Origin of the sequence: Mycolicibacterium austroafricanum (assembly GCF_902705885.1) — a bacterium.
In the GTDB taxonomy this organism is placed as follows: Bacteria; Actinomycetota; Actinomycetes; order Mycobacteriales; family Mycobacteriaceae; genus Mycobacterium; species Mycobacterium vanbaalenii_A.
Genome location: NZ_CACSIP010000034.1, coordinates 23,858 through 46,501, shown reverse-complemented (window position 1 = coordinate 46,501; position 22,644 = coordinate 23,858). Strand labels below are relative to the sequence as shown.

Sequence of the window (22,644 nt, the reverse complement as noted above, 5' to 3'; positions counted from 1 at the left end):
CAACCACAGCCCGGAATTATATTTCGCGGGGTTACTTGCCGCGATCGATGATGACCGACTGCAGAAGATCGACGATCTGCTGCTGACCGGCCGCCGCGGCATCGAACTTCCCGCGCATCTCGGCAAACCCTCGATCGACATGCTCACGCAGATCGACGACGTCCTGGCGCAGGTCGACGAAGCCCTGCCGCACGGCGTTGAAGCTGGCCGTGGTTGCTTGCCGGAAATCCCGCAGCTCGCCGCGGATCTCGCCGACGTCGCGATCGGCTGCGCCGGCCAGCACCCGTGCGGCGGCGGCATCGTGCTCAGTGGCACGCACGCGCCCAGTCAGATCGCGCACCTGATCTTCCAGAGCCTCAACACGAGGCTCGAGATCACCTGACTCCATGAGCTGAGCCTACAACTGACTCCCGCACCGCGGACACACGAATTCCACGCCACGAGCGTGAAGCCAGGGTCGTGAATCGGCCCTCAACCACAGCCCGGAATGATATTTCGCGGCGGGTTACTTCAGCAGGGCGCGGCTCATCACCACACGCTGGATCTGGTTGGTGCCCTCGTAGATCTGGGTGATCTTGGCGTCGCGCATCATCCGCTCGACCGGGAAGTCGACGGTGTAGCCGGCACCGCCGAACAGCTGCACAGCGTCGGTGGTCACCTCCATCGCGACATCCGACGCCAGGCACTTCGACGCCGCGGAGATGAACCCGAGGTTGCCCTCGCCCCGCTCGGCGCGCGCGGCGGCGGAGTACACCATCAGCCGCGCCGACTCGACCTTCATCGCCATGTCGGCGAGCATGAACTGCACGGCCTGGAACTCGGAGACGCTCTTGCCGAACTGCTTGCGGTCCTTGGTGTATTCGATCGCCGCGTCCAGCGCGCCTTGGGCGATGCCGACAGCTTGGGCGCCGATGGTCGGGCGGGTGTGGTCCAGGGTCGCCAGCGCGGTCTTGAACCCGGTGCCGGGCTCGCCGATGATCCGATCGCCCGGAATCCGGCAGTTCTCGAAGTACAGCTCGGTGGTCGGTGAGCCCTTGATGCCCAGCTTGCGTTCCTTCGGCCCGATCGTGAAGCCCTCGTCGTCAACGTGCACCATGAACGCCGAGATGCCGTTGGCGCCCTTGTCCGGATCGGACACCGCCATCACGGTGTACCAGGACGAGGCGCCGCCGTTGGTGATCCAGCACTTGGTGCCGTTGAGGATCCAGCCATCGCCGTCGGCCTTGGCGCGGGTGCGCATCGCCGCGGCGTCGGAGCCGGCCTCGCGCTCGGACAGCGCGTAGGAGGCCATCGCCTCGCCGTTGGCGATCGACGGCAGCACCTGCTTCTTCAGCTCGTCAGAACCCCGCAGGATCAACCCCATGGTGCCCAGCTTGTTGACCGCCGGGATCAGCGACGCCGACGCATCCACCCGGGCCACCTCTTCGATGACGATGCAGGCGGCCACCGAATCGGCGCCCTGGCCGCCGAACTCCTCGGGCACGTGCACCGCGTTGAAGCCGGAGGCGACGAGCGCGTCGAGCGCTTCCTGCGGAAAGCGCGAGTTCTCGTCGCAGTCCGCGGCGTACGGCGCGATCTCCTTCTCCGACAACGCGCGGATCGCTGTCCGCAGCTCCTGGTGTTCCTCGGGCAACTGGAACAGATCGAACGACGGATCTCCGGCCCAACTAGCCATGGTCATCTCCTTGCTACTCGCCGGTAACTTTACCGCGCCGACGCTGCTTCGCGAAGTCGGGTTCTCTCAGTAAAGGTTCAGCATCGTCGTGGTTGGTTCTCATTGTCCACGGGTACTTTTCAGAACATGCAGACCTACATCGATGGGGGCGCGTTCCGCTACACCGCTCGGTGCGACTGCGGGTGGGACGGCAAAACCCGCTGGTCACGTGCGTCGGCCATGATCGATGTGGGGACTCACGCCGTGGACACCGGTCACTATCCGGTGTCGGTGCCGGTCACCACCGCCGAGCCCGTACTCGTCCTCAAGGCGTCCTAACGCCTGCGCATTGAGACTGCGCTGGTGGCGCGGCTCACTCGCACATTCCCGCCCTGAGGGCACTCTCAACGCCGCGCCGGCCAGACCGATGCACCGCGCTGAGGTGGCTGCGATTCCACGCCGCGAAGCGACGCTGCCGCAGCCGCCCGGATAGCCGACCAATTCGGACGATGCATTCGAGACTGCCCAGCGCGAGCGAATCTTTCGACGGGCGGTGAGGCAGGCTATGCAACCACCGAATCTTTCGCTCGCGGTGGGCTAACGACGACGCTTCCGCAGCGCCGCCAACGCGTAGCGCGCCGCCTCCCCGTGCCGCGCTGAGCATTGAGACTGCAGTGGCGGCGACGCGCACTCGCACTTTGTGGCCGTGAGCGCAGTGTCAACGCACAGACGCGAGAGAGCTACTCCCCCAGCAGCCGTTGGCGCAGCGCCTCGTCCTTCTCCAGCACCATCTGCTCCAGCCCGGCCTGAAAAGACGCCATCCGCTCGCGCAGCGCGGAGTCCGACGAGCCGAGGATCCGCACCGCCAGCAGCCCGGCGTTGCGCGCTCCGCCGATCGAGACCGTCGCCACCGGCACCCCGGCCGGCATCTGCACGATCGACAGCAGCGAGTCCATCCCGTCCAACCGTGCCAGCGGCACCGGCACCCCGATGACGGGCAGCGGCGTGGCCGAGGCGACCATTCCCGGCAGGTGTGCCGCGCCACCGGCCCCGGCGATGATCACCTGCAGCCCCCGCGACGCCGCCTCCTGCGCATAGGAGAGCATCCGCCCGGGTGTGCGGTGGGCGGAGACGACGCCGACCTCGAACGGCACGTCGAATTCGGCCAGCGCCTCGGCGGCGTCGGCCATCACCGGCCAATCGCTGTCGCTGCCCATGATCAGGCCTACCCGTGGCGAACTCATGTGTGAGGATCCCATCCGTCGGTCCACTGCGCGTGCGACAACCAGTGTGCGGCCCGCTCGACACGCTCTCGCAGCACCTCCACCTCGGCACCGGCGAGGTTGACATGCCCGATCTTGCGTCCCGGCCGCTCCTGCTTGCCGTAGAGATGCACCTTGGCGTCGGGCATCCGGGCGAACAGGTGGTGCACGCGTTCGTCCATCGACATGGCCGGCGTCTCGGTGGCACCCAGGACATTGCCCATCACCGTGAACGGCGCGGTCGGCGACGTGTCGCCCAGCGGGTAGTCCAGCACCGCCCGCAGATGCTGCTCGAACTGCGACGTGCGGGCGCCGTCCATGGTCCAGTGCCCGGAGTTGTGTGGGCGCATTGCCAGCTCGTTGACCAGCAGCGCGCCGTCGACGGTCTCGAACAGTTCGACCGCCAGCACGCCGACCACCCCCAGCTCGCTGGCCAGCCGCAGCGCCAGCTCCGACGCCGCCGAGCCGAGGTTTTCGGACAGCCCGGGGGCCGGCGCCAGCACCGTCACGCAGATCCCGTCGCGTTGCACCGTCTCCACCACCGGCCACGCCGCGCCCTGCCCGAACGGTGAGCGGGCGACCAGCGCGGCCAGCTCGCGGCGCATCGCGACCCGTTCCTCGACCATCACCGCGACCCCGTCGTCGAGGTAGCGCGCCACCACCTCGCGAGCCTCCTCGACAGAAGAGGCCATCACCACGCCGCGGCCGTCGTAGCCGCCGCGCACGGTCTTGATCACCACCGCCCCGCCGACGTCACGGGCGAACGCCTCGACGTCGGCCAGCGACGACACCGCGGCGTAGCGCGGCACCGGGGCGCCGAGGGCCTCCAGACGGCGCCGCATCACCAGCTTGTCCTGGGCGTGCAGCAGCGCCTCGGGCGGCGGCGCGACGTTGACTCCGTCGGCGACGAGCTTCTCCAGGTGCTCGGCCGGGACGTGCTCGTGGTCGAACGTGAGGACTGTCACACCGTCGGCGGCGCGGCGCAGCGCGTCGAGGTCGGTGTGCGACCCGAGGACAACGTCGGGGCTCACCTGCGCGGCGGGTTCGTCACTGCCGGTGGCCAGCACACGCAGCGTCTGACCCAGGGCAATCGCTGCCTGATGGGTCATTCGGGCGAGTTGTCCACCGCCGATCATGGCGACGACGGGCGGTGAGGCTGATGGACGCGACACGCCGCCTATCGTGTCATGTCGGCGACGGCAGTATTGACCTGCGGCAAAGCCACGATGGGGAACATCTCAGCCCGGTTACGTAGACTGCGAACTTGTGTCCTTTGCCGATGCGACGATCAAGCGCCTTCCGGGGCCGATCCGTCCCTACGCCGAGCAGCACCATGAGCTGATCAAATTCGCCATCGTGGGCGCAACCACTTTTGTCATCGATCTGACGATCTTCTTCACGCTCAAGCTGACGATTCTCGAGCCCAAGCCGGTGACCGCCAAGATCATCGCAGGCATCGTCGCGGTCATCGCGTCCTACATCCTCAACCGGGAATGGAGCTTCCGCGACCGGGGCGGTCGGGAGCGCCACCACGAGGCACTGCTGTTCTTCGGGGTCAGCGGGGTGGGCGTGCTGCTGAGCATGGCGCCGCTGTGGATCTCCAGCTACGTGCTGATGCTGCGGGTGCCGATGGTGACGCTGGCCGTCGAGAACATCGCCGACTTCATCTCGGCCTACATCGTGGGCAACCTGCTGCAGATGGCGTTCCGGTTCTGGGCGTTCCGCCGGTTCGTGTTCCCCGACGAGTTCGCCCGCAACCCGGAGAAGGCTCTGGAGTCCACGCTGACCGGCGGTGGCTTCGCCGAGGCGTGGGAGGACGGGTACGAGGCCCGCCATCCGATGCCCGAGAACGGCCCGGCCGCCGACGGCAACGTCACCCCGATGCGGCAGTCACGCAAGCGTTCCCGGCGTCAGCTGGGCGATTCCTCGGACCCCAGGGTGTCGAAGACCTCGTGATACAGCAGTGAGTGCACGCGTTCCACTCGTGGGATGTCGTGGAACTCGAGGGGGCCCTGCGCTGCGGATTCGATGATCAGCGTGCCGGTGCGGAAGATCCGGTCGATGAGCCCGTGGCGGAACTCGACGCTGTTGATCCGGGCCAGCGGGATGTCGATGCCCTGACGGGTGACCAGGCCGTGGCGGAACATCACCCGGCGGTCGGTGAGCACGAAGTGGGTGGTCCACCAGTTCAGGAACGGCCACACCGTCAGCCAGCCGACCAGCAGCAGCCAGATCGCCGCGATGACCAGGAACACGATGTTCCTGGCGTTCGACTCCCAGTCGCGCGTGTTCACGTAGCCGGCGACGAACGCGGCGACGGCCGTCAGGACGATCAGGGCGACGGCCGGACCCGTCAACCGCCCCCAGTGCGGGTGGCGGTGCAGGACCACGTGTTCGTCTTTGGCCAGCACATTCTCCGGATATCCCACGGAAGCACTCTATCCAGGAAAGGCACACAAACACCTGTGCAACTCAATCTTCGGCACTGCGGAACACCGCAAGAACAGTCAACAACAGAATCTTGAAGTCCAGCAGGAGATTCCGGATCTCGATGCAGAAGCAGATCAGCCACTCCGAGCGCACACCGTTTCAACCTGCGCTGGTCCCGGCACTGTGAGGGGTTTGGCCGGCGGCCTCACGTTTGACCGCCGGCCGACGTCTTCCTCGTGAGCGTTCCATTCGGACGCTCAATAATGAACGTGGAGAGGAACATCCAATGTCGATCGAGGAGAACAAAGCAGTCGTCGGTCGGTGGTTCGCCGAATTCTGGGGCGAGAACTTCAACCCCGACGTCATCGAGGAACTGGCCGCACCGGACATCCGCTTCGAATACTCACTGCACGCCCCGTGCCGTGGCCGCGACGAAGTACGCGCCTTCGCCACCAAGTTCCGCGCGGCGTTCCCGGACCTGGCGTTCGGTGCCACCGCCGACCTGATCGCCGAAGGCGACTACGTGGTGGGTCAGTGGATCGGCGGCGGCACCCAGACCGGTGACGCCTTCGACGACATGCCGATCGGCGCACTGCCCGCCGGTACCGGAAAGACGATGCGGTTCACCGGCACCTCGGTGCTCAAGGTCGTCGACGGTTTGATCGTCGAGGAGATCGGGCTCGACGACGGTGTGAGCGTCCTGCAGCAGCTCGAACTGATCAAGCCGGCCTGAGTCCCCGCGACGCGCGAAACCGACGGTCCATGAACGCGGGGTCGCGCGGTCGCCACATCAGCGGACCGCGGCGACGTGCCCCCACGTCGCCGCGGTTCGCGCCGCCCGGATGGCGGGGGCGACCTCGCCGACCGACGGGGGACAATCAGACCTCACGAAACCCAAGGACGGTGCGTCTACAGAAGGTGACAGTCAAACAGTCCTTCACCGCGGTGGTCAGCGAACACGGACCCGCCGTCATGCGGGTGTGTCGCGCGGTCCTGGGACCGGTCGACGCCGACGACGCATGGTCGGAGACGTTCCTCTCGGCGATGAGGGCCTATCCGGAGCTGCCCGCCGACGCCAACCTACAGGCCTGGCTGGTCACCATCGCTCACCGCAAGGCCATCGACGTCACCCGCACACGGGCGCGCCAACCCATCCCGACCGACACGCTGCCCGACACCCCCACGCACCCGCCGACCGACCGTGACGACGACCTCGCCCAGGCCCTGCATCGGCTGCCCCCCAAACAGCAGCAGGCCGTGGCCTACCACTACCTAGCCGGCCTGCCCTACGCCGAGGTCGCCGACATTCTCGGCGGCACAGCCGACGCCGCCCGACGCGCCGCCGCCGACGGCATCGCCACCCTCCGGCACGCCTACAACGGCGCCGTGGCCGACGCCCGGCACTCCACGAAGGGAGTCACCCCATGAACGACAACGTCAACGCCGACCTCGTTCGCGACCTGGCCCGGATCACCGAGCCCACCCCGCACGCGATGGCGGCGCTGCATACCCGCCTGGCCGCCGCGGCGGAACGCGACGGCATCCTCGACGTCGCCTACCGGATCCTCGACACCCCGGTGGGGCCGCTGCTCCTCGCCGCGACCGAACAGGGCCTGGCCCGGGTCGCCTACGCCAGCGAGGATCATGACGCGGTGCTGCAGGCGCTGGCGGACAAGATCAGCCCCCGCATTCTGGAATCCCCCGGCAGGCTCGACGCCGTCGCCGGCCAGCTCGACGAGTACTTCGCCGGTGCGCGGCGCACGTTCGACGCACCGCTGGATTGGCGGCTGTCCTCGACGGGGTTCCGCAGCACCGTGCTGCACCACCTGCGCGACATCGGCTACGGGCACACCGCCAGTTACTCCGCGGTCGCCCGGCTCGCCGGAAACCCCAAGGCCGTCCGCGCGGTGGGTTCGGCGTGCGCCACCAACCCCCTGCCGGTCGTCGTCCCGTGCCACCGCGTGGTGCGCAGCGACGGCACCATGGGCGGCTACATCGGCGGACCCGACGCCAAACGGACACTGCTCGCCCTGGAGGCAGCAGCATGACCCCCGCACACCCCCGCACCGCGCCCTGCGACGACCAGATCGCGCCGTGGCGCGGCCGGGTCGAGGCCGTCGACTGGGGCACCGTGCGCACCGATCTGGACGCCGCCGGCTGTGCACTCACCGGAGCACTGCTGTCCGCCGATGAAGCCGCCGCCATCGCCGCCCTCTACGACGACGACACCCGGTTTCGGTCCACGGTGCACATGGCCCGGCACAGTTTCGGGGAGGGCGAATACCGCTACTTCGCCGAACCGTTCCCCCAAGCGGTCGCCGACCTCAAAGAGGCGCTGTACCCCAAGTTGCTGCCGATCGCCCGCGACTGGTGGACCAAGCTGCGCCGCGACACCCCGTGGCCGGACAGCCTCGAGGAATGGCTGGACATGTGCCACGCCGCCGGGCAAACCAAACCCACCCCGATCCTGCTCAAATATGGTCCGGGGGACTGGAACGCCCTGCACCGCGACCTGTACGGCGACTTGGTCTTCCCGCTGCAGGTGGTCATCAACCTCAACGATCCCGGCGTTGACCACACCGGCGGGGAGTTCCTGCTCTACGAACAGCGCCCCCGGGCGCAATCCCGGGGCACCGCGACCCTCATTCCGCACGGGCACGGCCTGGTGTTCACCACCCGCGACCGGCCCGTCCGATCCACGCGTGGGTGGTCGGCGGCCCCGGTGCGTCACGGCGTGTCGGTCATCAGATCCGGCACCCGCCTCACCTTGGCCCTGGTCTTTCACGACGCCGCCTGATGGCCCAGTCCACGATCCCGGTCAACCCCGGCGGGGAGTTCACCCTGGACTGCCGGGCGGCTCGGTCGTTCCGGCGTCGACCTCAAAGACACCTCGCGCGCACAGTTACGCGGCGCCCCGCTCAACCGTCACGCGGACGACCTCGGCCATCTTGCGCCGAAACGCGCTACGAGAGAATCCCTCGGCGTGGCAACGGATCTGCGCAGGATCGAAGTGGCTGCCATCGAACGCAGCGAGCGTGTCTGCGAAGCCGCTCACCATCGCTTCGTCGTCGGAGCCGTGGACGAACGTTCCGGTGAGCCCCTCGACAACGCTGTCGAGCGCTCCGCCGACGCCGAGGGCGATCACCGGGGTTCCGCACGCCATGGCTTCGACGGGGGTGATACCGAAGTCTTCCTCCCCCGGCATGACCATCGCCTTGGCGCGTCGGTAAAGGCTGCGCAGTTCGGTGTCGGAGACTCGGCCGAGGAACTCGACGTGGCCGTTCTCGGCGAGCCTGCGGCACTTGTCGGCGTCGCGGCCGTGCCCGGCGACAACGAGTTTCACTCCGGCCCGCACCGCCGCCCGGACAGCAACATCCGGCCGCTTATAGGCGACCAGTCGGCCGGGGAGCAGGAAGTAGTCTTCGCGCGCCTCGGCGGCATCCGGCGTGTAGAAGTCAACGTCGACCGGGGGATGGACGACCTGCGCGTCACGGTCCCAATGGCGCTTGATCCGCTGCGCCACGGCTCCACTGTTGGCCACGATGGACGTCACCGCGGGGGCAGCGGAAAGTTCGGTCCTGATTGCCAGTGCCGAAAGCGCATCCAGGGCAATGCGTCCGGCCCGCGAGTCCGTCTCGTCGATTCGCATCTTCTTGTCCCAGGCCCACCGGGCCGGTGAATGCACGTAGGCGACCGTCGGGATGGAATGCGCGGCGTGTACGGCGGCGATCCCAAATGCGTGATGACTGATGACGGCGACGTCGGCGTTGGAGAAGTCCCGCCGGCGCAGCCAGGCCGGCACCAAAGGAAGCAACGGTGCGTAGCTCCGGTACCCGGCGGCACGGTACAACGCCGACAACCGACCGGTCTTCACCTGGGAGGCGAAACACGCCTGCACCCGCGGGTCGACGATCGGAATGCTGATCGGCGCGTCCGGCCACTCCCGGAACATTTCGGCGACGACGTTTTCCGAGCCTGCGATCTCAGTCAGCCGCTCATGGACCATGGTGACCCTCACTGCGGCCCTCCTATCGCAATCCTCGTGAGCCTGGCAGATGTCCGTGTGCACGGTTCCACCTCATCGGGCGAATTGATCAGCAGCGCACCCGCGACCGCGTATCTTCATTGTCGTGGATGCGCAGGGCTGCCGGTGCGGCCACCTCCGATCGGCACACGAGCACTACCGCCCCGGATCGGATTGCTCGCTCTGCGATTGTGTGCGGTTCCGGGCCGTGGATGCAGGGTCTCTCCGTCGGAGGTTGGCCAGGATCTTCGGCCGCTGACCGTGTCGCCCGCGGCGGTCGCGAATTCAGGGTGCGTACCCAAAGGCCCGCTCCGCAGCGAGCGCGGTGAAATCAGAGAGAATCTGGACATGGCCGGCCGTCCACATCCGTGGCTTGGTATCGGACACGCATAACGTTCCGATCGCGTTGCCTTTTCTGTCCTTGACCGGGACGCCGAGGTAAGCGACAAATGTGCCCGCTGCGACGGCGGGGTGAAGCTTGAACACCGGATCGATTCGCGCGTCGTCGAGAGCCAACGTCGACCCTTGGGCCACTGTGTACTGGCAAATCGACCACTCGAGTGGCACTTGCCCTCCCCCGAAATTGTCCGGTGTCGTTGTCTTGACGCTTTTGAGCAACAGCCGATCGGCGTCGACGAGAGTCACGGCGGCGAAAGGTACGTCGAGCGCTTGGGCGAGAGCGCTGGTGATTCTGTCCAACACCGCATCCTGCCCGGAATCCAAAAGACCTGTGGCCTGGAGTGCTTCGAGTCGATCGGGGTCCGTGATCGCCGCCTCCACACCGGGCATGTCAGTTTCGCCCAGCACTTTGGAGTCGAGTAGGTGGGCCATCAGATCGCGAAGCACGGGCTGATCAGTGCGCCTGACGTCCACCAGCATCCGCGAGGCAACGGCACGGGCAACGTAGGTGTGAACATCCTCGTTGGCATCACCCGCGCAGCGTTCCAGCCGGGCGTTGAGCCAGTCGTCGAACTTGTTCACCGATTTGTTCACCACACAACGGTATCCAAAACTCTCAGGCGCCGGGCAAAGAACGTCGACGACTGGCGGCCCACGCTGGCATTCCACCGCCACGCCTTGCGCAGTCGGTTACAGCCAGATCCCCCATGCCTCCTTCGGGGTGAAGTCCCGCCGGATCAGCCCGAAGTTCTGCTCAGGGTCGGCAGGGTCGGTTCCGGTGTCCAACAGGGAGTACAGGTAGATCGGGCCGACGTAGTGGTTGTAGCGGGCGAAATCGACGAACATCGCCACGGCTTGGGCCTGCTCCTCTTCGGAAACCGCCCACGGCGATGTGCCGGTGGGCGCGCCGACCTCGGTGAGCCAGATCTGCTTCGCGCCGTCACCATTGGCGGCCATGACGTTGTAGACCGCTTCGACGGACGTCAGGCTGGGCAGTTGCGGGAACCCGTAGGGGTGCATTGCGATTGCGTCGAAACTGCCGCCCGCGCCGGCGTCGTACATCTCCTGCACGAACGCCAGGGGGTCGATGCCGCTGGAGTCGGGTGACAGGCCGCCGGCGATGACGGTGGCGGTGCCGCTCACCGCCTTGATCGCCGGGTAGACGGCCCGCAGCAGCGCCGCGTATGCGGCCGGATCGGGTTCCGCCCAGAACCTGGGGATGTTCGGCTCGTTCCAGATCTCCCAGGTGTCGATGTACCCGAGGTAGTGCTGCGCCGCGGCAGCGGCGAACTCGGAGAAGAGGTCGATGGACGTGGCGGTCGTGGGAGCGGCATGTGGGTTCGTGCTTCCCGACAACCAGGACGGGGTGTCGTACAGCATGCCGAGCACCGAGATGTTGCGTTCCACCATCTTGTGCACCAGCGGGTCGATCCAGCTGAAATCGTATGTGCCCTCGTTGTACTCGACGACATACCAGCTGATGTCCAGGCGCATGCTCGTGACGCCCGCGGACTTCGCCATGTCCAGCGCGCGGTCGGTATCGGCATCGGACAAGCCGGACCACCAGGTGAGTCCCTGGACCCCGATGCTGGGGGTCTTGCTCGCGGGCACTGCCGCAACCATGAGCGTCACGGCGGTGACCATGCTTGTGGCGGCTCCGTCGAAGGCCACGTAGGAAAACTGATCTGTACCAGTGAAGTCCGCTTCCGGCGTGTAGGTGAAGGAGCCGTCGCGGTGGAAGTTCACCGAGCCGTGGGTCGGATTGGAGATCAACGTCGCGGTGAGCGGCTGCCCTTCGGGATCGTGGTCATTGGCGAGGACGTTGCCGATGACCGGGGAGTCGGCGATCACGGAGAACGCATCGGCGACCGATTTCGGAATCTGATTGGCCGGCTCGACGACGACGCTCATCTTGCTCGTTACCCCGGAGGTGGTTGCGCGGTTGAGGAAGGACAGGACTCCTTGCCAGCGAGATCCGCTGTCGGTCAGGGTAACTGTGAAAGTGTCGGTGAAGGTGCCGGTGAGCGAGTCGTCGGGGTCGTAGGTGAAGGTTCCGGTGGCCTGGTCGATTGTCACCGTGCCGTACTTCGGCCCGGTCCTGGTGCCCTTCGCTGCCACAAGGTAGGTCAGCTCGTCGCCGTCAGGATCGGTCCCGCCAAAGGCGATCGGGTCACTGGCGGCTGCGCCGGCGGGAATCGTGATGGTCACGATCTTCGCCGGCAGCGTCGGCGCGGAATTCCTTGACTTCCTGATGAATTCGCGCCAGATGGCCTCCAGCATCGAAAAGAACGTCAGCTTCTGTACTGGATCCTCGGATGGGGCCGCGGCTGTCGCAGTCGCCGCCGGTGCCGGCTCGAGCGAAACCTGCGAGGGCGTCGGAGGGGTCGGGGAATCGGCGACGCCCGTCGCGAGCGCAGTGGTGGACGCGGCGGTGGCTGTCTGCGCACTGCTCGGGGTCGTCTGCCTGGCGACACCTGTTGTGCTGACGTCGTCGTCCCCAGCGCTGGACGGTGTTTCAGCGCCTTCCGCAGAATCTGCCTCGTCGCCTCGTCCAAGCACACCCTCGGGTTCGCTGCCATCTTCGGCGGGCACGTCGTCGGGGTCAGTCGCGTGGGAGCGCTTACTCGTGGCCGGCGGAGTGGCGGATTCCTCGCTATCTTCGACCTCCTCGTCGAGGTCCTCGTCGAGGTCCTCGTCGAGGTCCTTGTCCGGCTCGCCGCGCCCGTCGGCCTCCTCGCTGTCGGTGGAGAGCTCGGTGCGCTCCTCGCGGTCGGCCGCCTTCGAGTCGGAGCTGTCGGAGTCGGAGGTGTCTGAGTCGCTGGATTGACCGACGTCGGCGGAGGTGCGGCTCCCGGAGTCCTCGCCACCGGAGGATGACGCGCTCGATTCCGTCGTTTCGGCGGCGGCGACAGCGGTCGTGCCCGCGACGACGGACGCACACGCGATCCCAGACGCCAAGGCGACCGCGCCAGCCCACTTACCGAGTCGCACGTTCGGCCAGTCGGCGGTGAAAGCAGCAGGCCAGCGATCCTCACTTCCAGCACACTCACTTTGCTGAAGATGGGCATGGATCGCCACATCGGCCCCCGTCTGCAATCGAAGAGCACCTGCATTATCCGACTTAGAGGACAGTTTGTGCCCAGCGCGACCACCGTGCAAGGGTTTTCGGCAAGTTGCGGGAGTCCGTTTGCCCGGCAGGCGCACCAGGAAGCTCTCCGGCGATCAGCGCACGATTTTGCTGTATCTGACGATCAATGCGGATGTGCGTGCTCGCCGCAGCCCGAGGCCCCGCCACCAGGTCGCTAGTTCTGCGCGGCGGCGGAGTTTTCAGGATTGTTCGGCGCGCGGCGGGCCCTGCGGCGGCGGCTTTGTTCGCGAGGCGGCCGGCGTTCGGTTCAGCCACGACGGTCCGTCGAACACCCATCCCAGCTTCATGCGGCGAGCCGCACTGCCCACGATCAGCGAACCCACCATTCCCATGGCGAAGCCGGCGATCACGAAGACCCACAGCGACGTCACTCCCAGCTGTGTCAGCACAATCCGCGTTCCCGCGGCGATGATGACGTGCGCAAGGTAGATGTCGAGGGATCGGCGTCCCAACAACGCCAGGAACGACGCTCGGCGCAGCCCGTGTCCGATCAGCAGAACCGCCGCGGAACTCACGAGCGCCACCGGGACGGCGATGGCCACCGAGGCCAACGTCCGGCCCTCGGGGTCGAATGTCGGCGGCGTCGCGAAGGTGACCACTGCAACCAATGACGAGACGACCAGCAACAGGATGCCGACCGTTCCGGCGACGGCCGGGGCGAACCGGTCGAGCACGGCGGTCATTCGGTGGGCACCGACCGCCATTCCGCCGACGAAGAACACCACCAAGCCGAGTCCCTGCGTGCCGACGTAACCGCCGTCGTATCCCCAGAACGCGATGCTGACGGCGGCCGCGACGCAGACTATCCACAGTGCGCGCCGTTCCCGCCATGGTTGAAGCGGCACGAACACCAACGTCATCAGGATGAGGAAGGGCAGGTACCACAACTGTCCGGGCGGCCGCCAAATCGACAGGATCGCGATCGGTGACGTGGGGACGTTGACCGCATCCGTGGCCAGCAGTTGCACACCGCCCTGCAGGATGGCCCACGTGACGTAGACGACGAAGAACCGGGTAGTCCTGTCGCGAACATAGCTGGCGACGCCGCGACTGCGCACGCCACGCGGCACCAGAGTGCCCCCGACAAAGGCGAATACGCTCAGACACCAGAATCCCATGAGCCGATCTACCAGCAGCGTGGTGGATTGTTCGACCATGTCTGCGCCGTAGAGCCCGCGATAGACGTGGACGATCACCACACCTGCGATGGCGATACCGCGGGCGACGTCCAGGCGGCTGTCTCGCACCGTCGAACGGCCCGCTCCCGCGGACGGTTCTGGTGTCCCGTCGGTCATTTCATCAGGGCCTTCCCAGCGTCCTTCAGGCTCAGGTCAACTCGTACGACACCGAAGTTCTGCTCCAGCTCGGCGGGGTCGGTGCCGGAATCGCGAAGTTCGTAGAAGATCAGCGGGCCTGCCCAGTCCCAGTCCCCGGCCATGCGGCGGGCCTCCAGCAGCGACTCTGCCTGCTCGCGGTCGGACATCGCCTCGGGAGCGGTTCCGGTGGGGGCACCGAACTCGGTGATCCAGATCTTCTTGTCGGCGTCGCCTTCGCGGCGCATCAACGCATGCAGCTGCGGCAGGTCCGCGAAACCGCCGACCACGTCGGGGTCCGACGCAGACGGCAACACCGGAAACGAATACGGATGCACCGCAATAGCATCGGCGACTTGCGCAGCACCGTTGCGGTAGAGCCCCGTCAAGAACGTCAGTTGCGAGATTCGGTGTCCGTCGGCCGTGTCGGTGCCGCGGGTGAGACCGCCGGTGATCACGGTGGCGTTTCCGTCCACCTGCCTGATGGCCTCGGCAGCGGCGAGGAACAGCGCGCCGTAACGGTCGACGTCGGGAAGCGGCAACCAGAAGTCACTGGTGTTGGGCTCGTTCCAGATCTCCCAGCTGTGCACACCGCGGGGGGCGTATCTGGTCGCGGCGGCTTGTGCGAAGGTCGCGAAGTCCTCCTCGCGATCTGGTGGCACGTGACTGGTGGTCCCCGGCGGCCGAGCCCAGTTCGGGGTGTAGGTGAGCAGCGCCAGGATCTGCATGCCCCGGGCTGCGGCCTGCTCGACGATACGGTCCTGGTAGGACCAGTTGTATTGTCCTGGTTCGGGTTCGATAGCTGACCAGTCGAAGTCAATCCGGACCGTCGTGACGTTCATCTGCTCCATCAGGTCGAACTGTCGGTCGATGGATGCGGCGTCGTCGAACATCATGTGCACGCCCATTCCGATGTGCGACGGGTCCGGCGTGGTGGCCTGCGCGCTACATGACACACCCGTTGCCGCGACCACCGCGAGTATCGCCATCATGGCCAGCCCGCTAACACGTTTCACGATCCCGCCCCCACTATTCGTCCGGCCACCAAATCAACGATGTCAACATCGGATTTCTGCGCCGGTTCCTGCCGATAACTCTGAAGTGATTCACTCATCGAGTTCCGCAGTGCTACTGCGTCGTTGGCGGGATAGGAGCGGTAGAGCGCACCACTGCTGCGCACCGCCTCGAGCAGGCCGGGTTGGTCGGCCACCAGAACCGGCACGCCGGCACGGGCAGCCTCCACGACCACCAGACCGAAGGGCTCGCGCCACAGGGACGGAACGACAAGGACGTCGATCGCGGCGAACAGTTTGGCGGGCTCGGTCCATCCCCACCACTGCACCTGGTCCGACGCACGGGCCCTCAACGCCCGAACCTCCGAGCGGTCTCCCTCGCCGGCTACGATCAATGTCGCGTCAATGCTGGAGATAGCCTCCACGAGTTCACCGACGCCCTTCTCGGCGGTCAGTCGGCCGAGGTACCCGAAGGTCGTGGGCACGCCAGCGGTGCTGCGCGGAAGTCTGGGGCCGACAGCGGTGGCCGCTGCGACCGGATGAACAACGGCGCAGGGGTCGGCGGTGCCGAACCGGCGGCGGCGGTGCTCGGCGAGCACTGCTTCGGAGACGCCGACCAGCAGACCGCCCGGCCACCGGGACACCGCGCGCGACGCACGCAGCCGGCACGCCGTCTGCCGGGGTCCGCATTCTGTGCCGTTGTGCCAGAGCGTCGAGTTGTTGCATAGCAGTCCGTAGTCGTGGACGACGTGCACCAGGGGAATCCCACGTTGCTGGGCCACCACCCAAGGGGCCAGGCCCCACCCGCGCAGGTTGTGGGTGACAAGGACCTGCGGGTCGAAGTCGTCGACGACGCGTTCCACTGCCGAGCGGCCCCGCAGGGTCAGCGCGTCGATGGCGTGCCAACCCACTCTGGCCGCGGCGCCACGGCGGTGTCCGTCGAAGGGCCAGTACAGGTTCGGGATGGGAGTACCGGGTTCGGCTGCTCCGCGAGCGGTCAGGCCCGCGTTGTCGACCGAGAACCCGGCGTTGCACAGCTGCTCGGCAAAGGCCTGCACCACCGATTCGGCGCCGCCGAAGCGAGCCGGCGGCACCATCGTGGACAGCTGCAGGACTCGCCCCCGGTCAGCCATCGGCCTGCCCCCGTGCAGATCTGGACCCTTCGGCGCCGCGGGTGCGAGTGCGGGTGGGCATCGCTGCGAGTCCGACCGCGACGAAGCAGCCCAACACCAGGCCACCGGCACCCGCGACCACCGCGTTGATCACGATCTTGCGATTGGACGGGCCGGTGGGCGGTGCCGCCGCTCCGGTGGGAACCAGTTGGACGTTTCCGCGTTCCAGTTCCCAGACGGCGTCGCTCATCTCGGCAAGGACTGAATCAGCGATGGCGGCCGCTGATCTGGGGTCGTCGTAGGTGACCGCCACCTCCACGAATGCCTTGCCGACGACGCTCTCCGAGGAGATGTGCCCACTGAGTGACTCCGGTGTTTCGTCGAGGCCGAGATCGTCGACCACGGGCGCAAGCACCGGTGTGGTGACACCCAGGTTGGCGTAGCTGGTCATCCGGTCGAGGATGTACTGCGCTCCTGAGGACAGCACGTACGGCGGGCGGTCGGCGGGGTTGCCGACCGACACAATTCCTTGTGCTGTGGCGGTGTACACGGGCTCTTGGGTCCCGGTGAGCACTCCGGCGGCGGCCGCGGCTGCCCATGTGCTCAACAGGATGGCGGCCCACCAGCGGCGCAGCGCTGTTGTCACGACGCTCAGTTCCACGCTGGCTCCCCGGTAGTGTTCATCGGCTTGCCCTGCGCGCGACAACGCGGTCACGAGCGCTCCGCGCGAGGTGCCGCACCGAGGAGTAGGTGAAGGTCAGGGTCCTGTCCAGCCGGGATGAACCGGTGACGGGATGGTCCAGGTATCCGAGGGTCGCGTGGTCGTCTTTCCACGTCTGCCACCACGACCGGTTCGAGCTGAGGCCGGTGGAGTCGAAATCGCAGAGGAAGTCGGCCAGCGCGAGCGGCGGTGACAGATTGGCCAATCTCATCAGCAGCACCTGGTCGGCGGAGACCGGGTAGCGCTCGTCGTAGCCACCCAACTGGCGGAACAGCGCGGTTTTCATCGCGGTCGCCTGGTGCGGTAGCGGCCGCTGCAGAATCGCGAAGTTGAACATCGTGAACGGCGCGAAACCGATGATGCCGCGCAGGGTGCCGTCGGGGTCGACCACCCGCGCCAACCCATAGAGCCAATCGGGTGGCCCGCCGGGGGCGGTCCTGATGGCCTCTGCGACCCGCTGCAGCACGGTGCTGTCACCGAAGACGTCACCGGAGTGCAGGAACCACAGGTACTCACCGGTCGCCCGCGCGGCTCCCCTGTTCATCGCGTCGTAGCGGCCGCCGTCTGGTTCGCTGGTCCACATACCGTCGAAGCACTCGGCCAGCCACTCCGCGCTGCCGTCGGTCGAGCCGCCGTCGACGACGATGTGCTCGAAGTCGCGAAATGTCTGTGCGACAGCCGATTCGACAGTGCTGCGGAGGCCGTCGCGGTTCTGGTAACTGATGGTGATGATGCTGAACAGGGTCACGCCCGCACCTCGCTGCCTCGTTTGTGGTCGCGCACCGCGGTGTCGCCGAAGATGATGCGGGCGGTACGTTCCCAGGTGAATCGTTCGGCGTTTGCGCGACCGCGCTCGGCCAACTGCCCGCGCAACGCCGGATCCGCGAGCACGCTCTTGGCCAGTCGCACGCATTCGTTCAGGTTGTCGGCGGGAAATCCGAGGCCGCCGGGGCCGGCCACTTCGGTCATCGCCGACCCGAGCGCGAAGACTGAGGGACAGCCGGCTCTTGCCGCTTCCACCACCGGGATGCCGAACCCTTCGTATTTGGAGGGGGCGACCAGCACGCCCGCGTCGGCGTAGAGGTGATGCAGGTGATCGTCGCCGATCCTGCCGATGTACCGCAGGAGTGCATTGTCGGCGATCGTCGCCTGCCGGTGCACCTGCTGGGCGACTCCGACGACCACCACCGGTACTCCCGCCGCGACCAGCGCCGCAGCCGCGGGACCCACGTTCTTGTGCGGTGCGAGGTTGCCGACGATCAGCGCGAACGTGCCCGGTTCGAAGGGGGCGACGTATCCGGCACCGTTGCCCGGCGTGAGGTGGTCGGAGCCGCAAGGAGCCAACTCGAAACGTTGCTCCGGCACGTGCAACGTCTGCGCCAATTCGGTTCTGCTGAAAGAGGACACCGTCAGTGCGCGCACGACAGTGCGGGAAAGCAGGCCGTACATGAGCAGATACCAGAGCACGAAGGTCCGTCGGTAGGACGTCGGCATGCGGAACGGCATGGCGTCGTGCATCACGACGGTCTGATTGCGTTTGAGCAGCGGCGCCGGGCCGGCCATCGAGTACAGGTGCCGTCCGCGTGTCAACCATGGCAGGGCAAGCTGTTCGAACAGGTTGCCTCTCAGCCGGGATCGTGCGATCTGGAAATCGGCTGCCCAGGGCGGGGTCGGCGCATCACTGGGCAGCACCAGCAGCAGGTCGCGGTCGGCGGTCAGACGGCAGAACGCCTCCATCACTTGGGAGGCGTAGCGCTGGGTGCCCGACGCCGACTGCGCCAGCCACTTGCCGTTTATCGCCGCCGGTGCAGCGGTTCTGAGTTCAGTCACGCGGACACCTCCCTTCTGCTGGCGGGAGCGGACCCCACATCATCGTCGTCCGGAGGCGACGACGGCGCTCGTAGTAGTGGGTAACACAGCAACGCCCCGGGCACGGCCCAGGTCAGCCAGTCGGCGGTGTCGATGGGCCAGGGTCGTTCCGTGGCAGCCAACACGAAGACAGGCGTCAGGACGCTGGCGGCCACCAGGAAGTATCCGTTTCTGGCCTGCCACAGCAGAATTGCCAACGCGCCCAGAAAACACGCCAGCCCGATGATGCCGGTCGAGAAGAACACGTGCAACCACTGGTTGTGCACCGAGTAGACCGCGCTTGCGTTGACCAAGCCCTCTTCGTGGAGGTGCCGCCACCCGAACATGCCGGCGCCGTAGAAGAACACCGACGGGTCGGCCAGTTCGCCGCGGGCGACTTGCCACAGGTAGGCCCGCCCGCTCAGCGCCGCGGGATCACGAATGATCATGGGTAGCAGCAGACCGGCAACCAAAGTACCCGCCAGGCCGGTGCCGAGGATCGCCGATCGCACCGGCGTCCGGGCCGGACGCCGGATGTCGGGTCGCGCCACCAGCAGCACCGCCAATGTGACCAGTGCGGTCAAGGTGCCAGACCGGCTGCCGGTGGTCACGACGAGGAAGGTCAGGTACGCCGCCATGACGAGCCCCTCCCACCCACGGAACCCGATGTAGACGAACGGCATTGCGAGCGCGAGGTAGAGCGCCAAGGCGTTCTCGTTGTCGAGGACACCGCGAAAATTGAAACCGAGCAATCCACATTTGCGTCCGGCGACGCATTCGATGACGCTGAAGTCACCGTGCAGGATCATCGCGAACCCACTGGCTATCGCGGCGATCATGCAGACCGTCGCGATGCCCAGATGCACGCCCAACCCCCGCGGGGCGAACACACATGCCAGCAGTATGCACAGATAGACCAGGGGAAAGGACTCCAGCGGGATGTCTCCGTGAAGCAACGCAGCGGCCATCGAGATCACCAACACCGTCACCAACAACACGGCAGGGATGTTGACCTGTGAGTCGCGGCGGCGCAGTCCGGCGAACAGCACCGCAAGCCCTCCCAAGGCGGTCGGGATCATGATCACCCGCAGGGAAGCCTGCCCCCACTCGGGCACTGAATAGGACACGTCCCGATAGACGTCGGTGACTTTCACCCAGGAGTCGGTGTAGGTCGCGAGCAGCTGGACGAAGCTGAAGGTCAAGATGACGATGAGAGCCCCGAGCAGCGCACCCTTGGACCACTGGTCGCGGTTCTTGACAGACCGGCGCACCCCGCTGAACAGTGCCACCGCGGCGACGACGGAGAAAGCAACCATCAGCACCCGGGAGAATGTGTCAGGCATCAACGACATCCGTGCTGTGGACTGGCGGCTTGCGGGTCAATCGGGCGGCAACAAAAACTCCCGGGATCAACTGGCAGATAAGGACGGTGATGGCCGAGGCGTACACCGGCCCGGCGGCGCCCAGTACCGGCGTCATCACCCACGACAGCGGCAGATTGGTGATCACCAATGCGACCACGCAGATCGCCTGGAAGCGCAGTTTGTCCGGCGCGATCAGCAGTATCCCGGTCGTCACGTGCGCACACTGCACGACCATGAGCGCCGCGAACGCGAAAAGCAGCGTCCACGTGGGTGATCCCTGCCCGTCGCTCATCCAGTTGATCAGGTACTTGGCGAACACCAGATATGCGCCTGCGATCGCCACACCGGCGCCGCTGAGGATCACCAGACCGGTGAGCCAGCCGCGCCGAAGCGCTGCGCCGTCACGGGCACCGGTGGCGAAGTGCGGCCACAGAGCCAATGCGGCGATGGACACCACCGACCATAGTGGGAGATAGAGCTGCGCGGCATAGGAATAGTCGGACAGGCTCACGCCATCGAGTCGGTGGGCGATGATCACGCGGTCCGACTGCAGCGCGATGGGCAGGCCCACCATCACCACGAACATCGGCACCGCGGTCGCGGCGATCGGCCGGCCCGGGTACCGGCGCCGTCTCGGTACCGCGCGCAGCAGACCCTGCACCGACGCACGGTCCACCGTCCACGCCCGCACTGCACAACAAAAGGCAGCAACCAACGCCCCCAACGGAAGCACCAGAGCGTAGGCCAGCGCCGGAGCATCGACATGGGTGAAAACGAGGGTCAACAACAACGCGGTGGGCGGCGAGATCCCCTGTAGCAGAACAGCTTCGTGGGTGCGGCCACCACCACGCAGTACCGCTTCACCGAGCGCGAACGGTAAGGCGACGGCGAACGCCGACAATGCCAGAACCGCCGACACGTTCAGACTCGACGCCAGGCTCTCGCCGCGGAATCCGAGGAGCCACGGCCACGCTCCGAGTGCACCCAGCAGGCCGGCGCCGGTGCCCAGCACCGCCGCGGACACCAGTGTGGTGCGGATCGCGGTGAGCGTGGTCCCACGGAATTCCGCGACGCTGTCGGCGGTACCCGATTCCGCGACGCTGTCGGCGGTGCCCGATTCCGCGACGCTGTCGGCGGTGTCGAGTTGGGCGCGTGCGGTCGCCACCGCGGCGCCGGTACCCAGATCGGCGAACATCAGCAGCTGGCTGATGGTGGCGACCAGCATGACCACACCGAACTGATCGATTCCGACGGCCTGGGTGACCAATCGGGCGATCACCAGATTGCTCAGACCGGTGAGCGGCAGCACGAGTAGTCGCGCCCCGCCGGCTGCGACCAGAACGCGTCCGATCGATGCCGGCCGCCGCGGCTGCGTGGTGGCACCGGCGGGTTCTCCGTCACCCATCGCTGACACCCCTGACGACGGACCGCTGCCGGCGTGGTGTGGCGCTGTGCGCAGGGTAGCGGTGGCGGCCGTGGCGGCCTGACGCCGCGACGCGGGGGTTCCGGCGCCTGGATGTCACCAGGCACAGCAGCCAGCCGAGGACGGCGCCGGTGATAGCTCCGCCGACCAGCCCGCCGCCGGCCGCCGCCAGCGCGGTCAGCAGCAGGGAGCCGGGCACCGTCAACGGCGGCTGGATCGGGACGAGGTCGATCGGGGACGTGTTGCCGGGACCGCCGGCCTCGACCGCCATCGCTGCCCGGTTCAGATTGTCCATCAAGGATTGCGCGAGCCGGGCAGATGTCTCCCGATCACCGTCGTGGGCTGTCGCTCTGATGAGCACGCTCCCGGGTACCGCTTCGACACTGACGTTGTCGGCGAGTTCTGCAACGCTCTGCCCGCCGACGTCGTCGGCGATTCCTTGGAGTACTTCCGGTGATTGTCCGAGTTGTGCATAGGTGTCGATCCGTTGGGTGACGAACTGTGCACCACCGAACGGGTCTGTTTCCGTCGCCGGAAAGGTGAAGGCGACGAACACGGTCCCCGTCGATTCCCATCCCGCATCCTGCCGGGCAGTCCACAACACCCCGGCCCCGACGCCGAGCACACTGGTGATGACAACCACCACCCAGAAGAGTGGCCGACGCCATGCCGGAATGCGTTGCCGTGCTTGCGCGCCGTTCATCACGTGAAGACCGCTTCGGTCCACGGGGCGGGTTCCGGGAGTAGTTGTCGAGCGCGACTCAAATTCGGTCCCCCCAGCGACGAGTGTGCGCGGCAAATCAGCATGCCACTTCTTCCGAACGCCTTTCGTGTCCGCAGATCGACCGCTCGCCGCAGTTTAGCGTCGGGTGTTCCATAACCGTTGACAATCCATACACCTGCGGGCCCGGCGATCCGGCGCAAGATGCCGAG

The 22,644-nt window shown here is 66.8% G+C and carries 23 protein-coding genes; 6 read left to right on the top strand and 17 right to left on the bottom strand.

The window, feature by feature from the left end; all coding sequences use genetic code 11:
- Positions 1–31: 31 nt before the first annotated feature.
- Both BEMPMBAN_RS20960 and BEMPMBAN_RS20955 read right to left on the bottom strand, forming a co-directional pair.
- The gene (locus tag BEMPMBAN_RS20960) at positions 32–388 is read right to left on the bottom strand and encodes a hypothetical protein (protein ID WP_159233181.1); all 357 of its coding nucleotides are present in this window, start codon (positions 386–388) and stop codon (positions 32–34) included.
- 117 nt (positions 389–505) lie between these two features.
- Positions 506–1,675 carry an acyl-CoA dehydrogenase gene (locus tag BEMPMBAN_RS20955; RefSeq protein WP_159233180.1) on the bottom strand — a complete coding sequence of 390 codons (1,170 nt, stop codon included), beginning with the start codon at positions 1,673–1,675 and terminating at the stop codon, positions 506–508.
- A gap of 126 nt (positions 1,676–1,801) precedes the next feature.
- Here BEMPMBAN_RS20955 and BEMPMBAN_RS20950 point away from each other — a divergent pair, with 126 nt between their 5' ends.
- Positions 1,802–1,993, top strand: coding sequence for a hypothetical protein (locus BEMPMBAN_RS20950; RefSeq protein ID WP_159233179.1), 192 nt, complete (start codon positions 1,802–1,804; stop codon positions 1,991–1,993).
- A gap of 401 nt (positions 1,994–2,394) precedes the next feature.
- Here the strand turns inward: BEMPMBAN_RS20950 and purE are convergent, their stop codons facing one another.
- Both purE and BEMPMBAN_RS20940 read right to left on the bottom strand, forming a co-directional pair.
- Positions 2,395–2,898, bottom strand: coding sequence for a 5-(carboxyamino)imidazole ribonucleotide mutase (gene purE / locus BEMPMBAN_RS20945; protein ID WP_159233178.1), 504 nt, complete (start codon positions 2,896–2,898; stop codon positions 2,395–2,397).
- Complete coding sequence (locus BEMPMBAN_RS20940; protein ID WP_159233177.1) at positions 2,895–4,088, bottom strand: 5-(carboxyamino)imidazole ribonucleotide synthase; 1,194 nt, start codon at positions 4,086–4,088, stop codon at positions 2,895–2,897. The genes purE and BEMPMBAN_RS20940 overlap by 4 nt, the downstream gene beginning before the upstream one ends.
- A gap of 94 nt (positions 4,089–4,182) precedes the next feature.
- Here BEMPMBAN_RS20940 and BEMPMBAN_RS20935 point away from each other — a divergent pair, with 94 nt between their 5' ends.
- On the top strand, positions 4,183–4,872 hold the full coding sequence (locus BEMPMBAN_RS20935; protein WP_159233176.1) for a GtrA family protein: 690 nt from the start codon (positions 4,183–4,185) through the stop codon (positions 4,870–4,872).
- On the opposite strand, the gene BEMPMBAN_RS20930 is transcribed toward BEMPMBAN_RS20935, so the two are convergent.
- Positions 4,827–5,345, bottom strand: coding sequence for a PH domain-containing protein (locus BEMPMBAN_RS20930; RefSeq protein ID WP_159233175.1), 519 nt, complete (start codon positions 5,343–5,345; stop codon positions 4,827–4,829). The genes BEMPMBAN_RS20935 and BEMPMBAN_RS20930 overlap by 46 nt on opposite strands.
- A gap of 287 nt (positions 5,346–5,632) precedes the next feature.
- On the opposite strand from BEMPMBAN_RS20930, the gene BEMPMBAN_RS20925 reads away from it, so the two are divergent.
- The 4 genes from BEMPMBAN_RS20925 to BEMPMBAN_RS20910 all read left to right on the top strand — a co-directional run bounded on the left by BEMPMBAN_RS20925 (position 5,633) and on the right by BEMPMBAN_RS20910 (position 8,143).
- Positions 5,633–6,079: an ester cyclase gene (locus tag BEMPMBAN_RS20925; RefSeq protein WP_159233174.1), complete on the top strand. Its 447-nt coding sequence runs from the start codon at positions 5,633–5,635 to the stop codon at positions 6,077–6,079.
- A gap of 185 nt (positions 6,080–6,264) precedes the next feature.
- Complete coding sequence (locus tag BEMPMBAN_RS20920; protein WP_272952246.1) at positions 6,265–6,774, top strand: RNA polymerase sigma factor; 510 nt, start codon at positions 6,265–6,267, stop codon at positions 6,772–6,774.
- A gap of 65 nt (positions 6,775–6,839) precedes the next feature.
- A complete protein-coding gene (locus tag BEMPMBAN_RS20915; RefSeq protein WP_159233404.1) occupies positions 6,840–7,394 on the top strand; it encodes a methylated-DNA--[protein]-cysteine S-methyltransferase in 555 nt (184 codons plus the stop codon).
- Positions 7,391–8,143 carry a 2OG-Fe(II) oxygenase gene (locus tag BEMPMBAN_RS20910; protein ID WP_159233172.1) on the top strand — a complete coding sequence of 251 codons (753 nt, stop codon included), beginning with the start codon at positions 7,391–7,393 and terminating at the stop codon, positions 8,141–8,143. Before BEMPMBAN_RS20915 ends, BEMPMBAN_RS20910 begins: the two co-directional genes overlap by 4 nt.
- A 105-nt stretch (positions 8,144–8,248) precedes the next feature.
- On the opposite strand, the gene BEMPMBAN_RS20905 is transcribed toward BEMPMBAN_RS20910, so the two are convergent.
- The 12 genes from BEMPMBAN_RS20905 to BEMPMBAN_RS20850 all read right to left on the bottom strand — a co-directional run bounded on the left by BEMPMBAN_RS20905 (position 8,249) and on the right by BEMPMBAN_RS20850 (position 22,414).
- On the bottom strand, positions 8,249–9,352 hold the full coding sequence (locus BEMPMBAN_RS20905; RefSeq protein ID WP_200846071.1) for a glycosyltransferase: 1,104 nt from the start codon (positions 9,350–9,352) through the stop codon (positions 8,249–8,251).
- A 303-nt stretch (positions 9,353–9,655) separates the two neighbouring features.
- Complete coding sequence (locus BEMPMBAN_RS20900; protein ID WP_159233170.1) at positions 9,656–10,351, bottom strand: GAF domain-containing protein; 696 nt, start codon at positions 10,349–10,351, stop codon at positions 9,656–9,658.
- A gap of 108 nt (positions 10,352–10,459) precedes the next feature.
- The gene (locus BEMPMBAN_RS20895; protein WP_159233169.1) at positions 10,460–12,727 is read right to left on the bottom strand and encodes a cadherin-like domain-containing protein; all 2,268 of its coding nucleotides are present in this window, start codon (positions 12,725–12,727) and stop codon (positions 10,460–10,462) included.
- Between the two features lie 369 nt (positions 12,728–13,096).
- Complete coding sequence (locus BEMPMBAN_RS20890) at positions 13,097–14,212, bottom strand: acyltransferase family protein (RefSeq protein ID WP_159233168.1); 1,116 nt, start codon at positions 14,210–14,212, stop codon at positions 13,097–13,099.
- Entirely contained in the window at positions 14,209–15,246 is a 1,038-nt protein-coding gene (locus BEMPMBAN_RS20885) for a cellulase family glycosylhydrolase (protein WP_234897618.1), read from the bottom strand. The genes BEMPMBAN_RS20890 and BEMPMBAN_RS20885 overlap by 4 nt, the downstream gene beginning before the upstream one ends.
- Positions 15,243–16,376, bottom strand: coding sequence for a glycosyltransferase (locus BEMPMBAN_RS20880; protein WP_159233167.1), 1,134 nt, complete (start codon positions 16,374–16,376; stop codon positions 15,243–15,245). Before BEMPMBAN_RS20880 ends, BEMPMBAN_RS20885 begins: the two co-directional genes overlap by 4 nt.
- On the bottom strand, positions 16,369–17,016 hold the full coding sequence (locus BEMPMBAN_RS20875; RefSeq protein ID WP_159233166.1) for a YveK family protein: 648 nt from the start codon (positions 17,014–17,016) through the stop codon (positions 16,369–16,371). The genes BEMPMBAN_RS20880 and BEMPMBAN_RS20875 overlap by 8 nt, the downstream gene beginning before the upstream one ends.
- Positions 17,017–17,035: 19 nt before the next feature.
- Positions 17,036–17,824, bottom strand: coding sequence for a glycosyltransferase family 2 protein (locus BEMPMBAN_RS20870; protein WP_159233165.1), 789 nt, complete (start codon positions 17,822–17,824; stop codon positions 17,036–17,038).
- Positions 17,821–18,906, bottom strand: a complete 1,086-nt coding sequence (locus tag BEMPMBAN_RS20865) for a glycosyltransferase family 4 protein (RefSeq protein ID WP_159233164.1) — start codon at positions 18,904–18,906, stop codon at positions 17,821–17,823. The genes BEMPMBAN_RS20870 and BEMPMBAN_RS20865 overlap by 4 nt, the downstream gene beginning before the upstream one ends.
- Positions 18,903–20,267, bottom strand: a complete 1,365-nt coding sequence (locus tag BEMPMBAN_RS20860; protein WP_159233163.1) for an O-antigen ligase family protein — start codon at positions 20,265–20,267, stop codon at positions 18,903–18,905. The genes BEMPMBAN_RS20865 and BEMPMBAN_RS20860 overlap by 4 nt, the downstream gene beginning before the upstream one ends.
- Positions 20,260–21,693 carry a lipopolysaccharide biosynthesis protein gene (locus BEMPMBAN_RS20855; RefSeq protein ID WP_159233162.1) on the bottom strand — a complete coding sequence of 478 codons (1,434 nt, stop codon included), beginning with the start codon at positions 21,691–21,693 and terminating at the stop codon, positions 20,260–20,262. Before BEMPMBAN_RS20855 ends, BEMPMBAN_RS20860 begins: the two co-directional genes overlap by 8 nt.
- Positions 21,686–22,414, bottom strand: coding sequence for a YveK family protein (locus BEMPMBAN_RS20850; protein ID WP_159233161.1), 729 nt, complete (start codon positions 22,412–22,414; stop codon positions 21,686–21,688). The genes BEMPMBAN_RS20855 and BEMPMBAN_RS20850 overlap by 8 nt, the downstream gene beginning before the upstream one ends.
- Positions 22,415–22,644: the final 230 nt, after the last annotated feature.

Excerpts from the sequence above, each read along its gene's own strand:
- BEMPMBAN_RS20960 (WP_159233181.1), bottom strand. The coding sequence starts at position 388 with ATGGAGTCAGGTGATCTCGAGCCTCGTGTTGAGGCTCTGGAAGATCAG.
- BEMPMBAN_RS20955 (WP_159233180.1), bottom strand. The coding sequence starts at position 1,675 with ATGGCTAGTTGGGCCGGAGATCCGTCGTTCGATCTGTTCCAGTTGCCC.
- BEMPMBAN_RS20950 (WP_159233179.1), top strand. The coding sequence starts at position 1,802 with ATGCAGACCTACATCGATGGGGGCGCGTTCCGCTACACCGCTCGGTGC.
- purE (WP_159233178.1), bottom strand. The coding sequence starts at position 2,898 with ATGAGTTCGCCACGGGTAGGCCTGATCATGGGCAGCGACAGCGATTGG.
- BEMPMBAN_RS20925 (WP_159233174.1), top strand. The coding sequence starts at position 5,633 with ATGTCGATCGAGGAGAACAAAGCAGTCGTCGGTCGGTGGTTCGCCGAA.
- BEMPMBAN_RS20915 (WP_159233404.1), top strand. The coding sequence starts at position 6,840 with ATGGCGGCGCTGCATACCCGCCTGGCCGCCGCGGCGGAACGCGACGGC.
- BEMPMBAN_RS20910 (WP_159233172.1), top strand. The coding sequence starts at position 7,391 with ATGACCCCCGCACACCCCCGCACCGCGCCCTGCGACGACCAGATCGCG.
- BEMPMBAN_RS20905 (WP_200846071.1), bottom strand. The coding sequence starts at position 9,352 with ATGGTCCATGAGCGGCTGACTGAGATCGCAGGCTCGGAAAACGTCGTC.
- BEMPMBAN_RS20890 (WP_159233168.1), bottom strand. The coding sequence starts at position 14,212 with ATGACCGACGGGACACCAGAACCGTCCGCGGGAGCGGGCCGTTCGACG.
- BEMPMBAN_RS20880 (WP_159233167.1), bottom strand. The coding sequence starts at position 16,376 with ATGGCTGACCGGGGGCGAGTCCTGCAGCTGTCCACGATGGTGCCGCCG.
- BEMPMBAN_RS20860 (WP_159233163.1), bottom strand. The coding sequence starts at position 20,267 with ATGCCTGACACATTCTCCCGGGTGCTGATGGTTGCTTTCTCCGTCGTC.
- BEMPMBAN_RS20855 (WP_159233162.1), bottom strand. The coding sequence starts at position 21,693 with ATGGGTGACGGAGAACCCGCCGGTGCCACCACGCAGCCGCGGCGGCCG.
- BEMPMBAN_RS20850 (WP_159233161.1), bottom strand. The coding sequence starts at position 22,414 with ATGAACGGCGCGCAAGCACGGCAACGCATTCCGGCATGGCGTCGGCCA.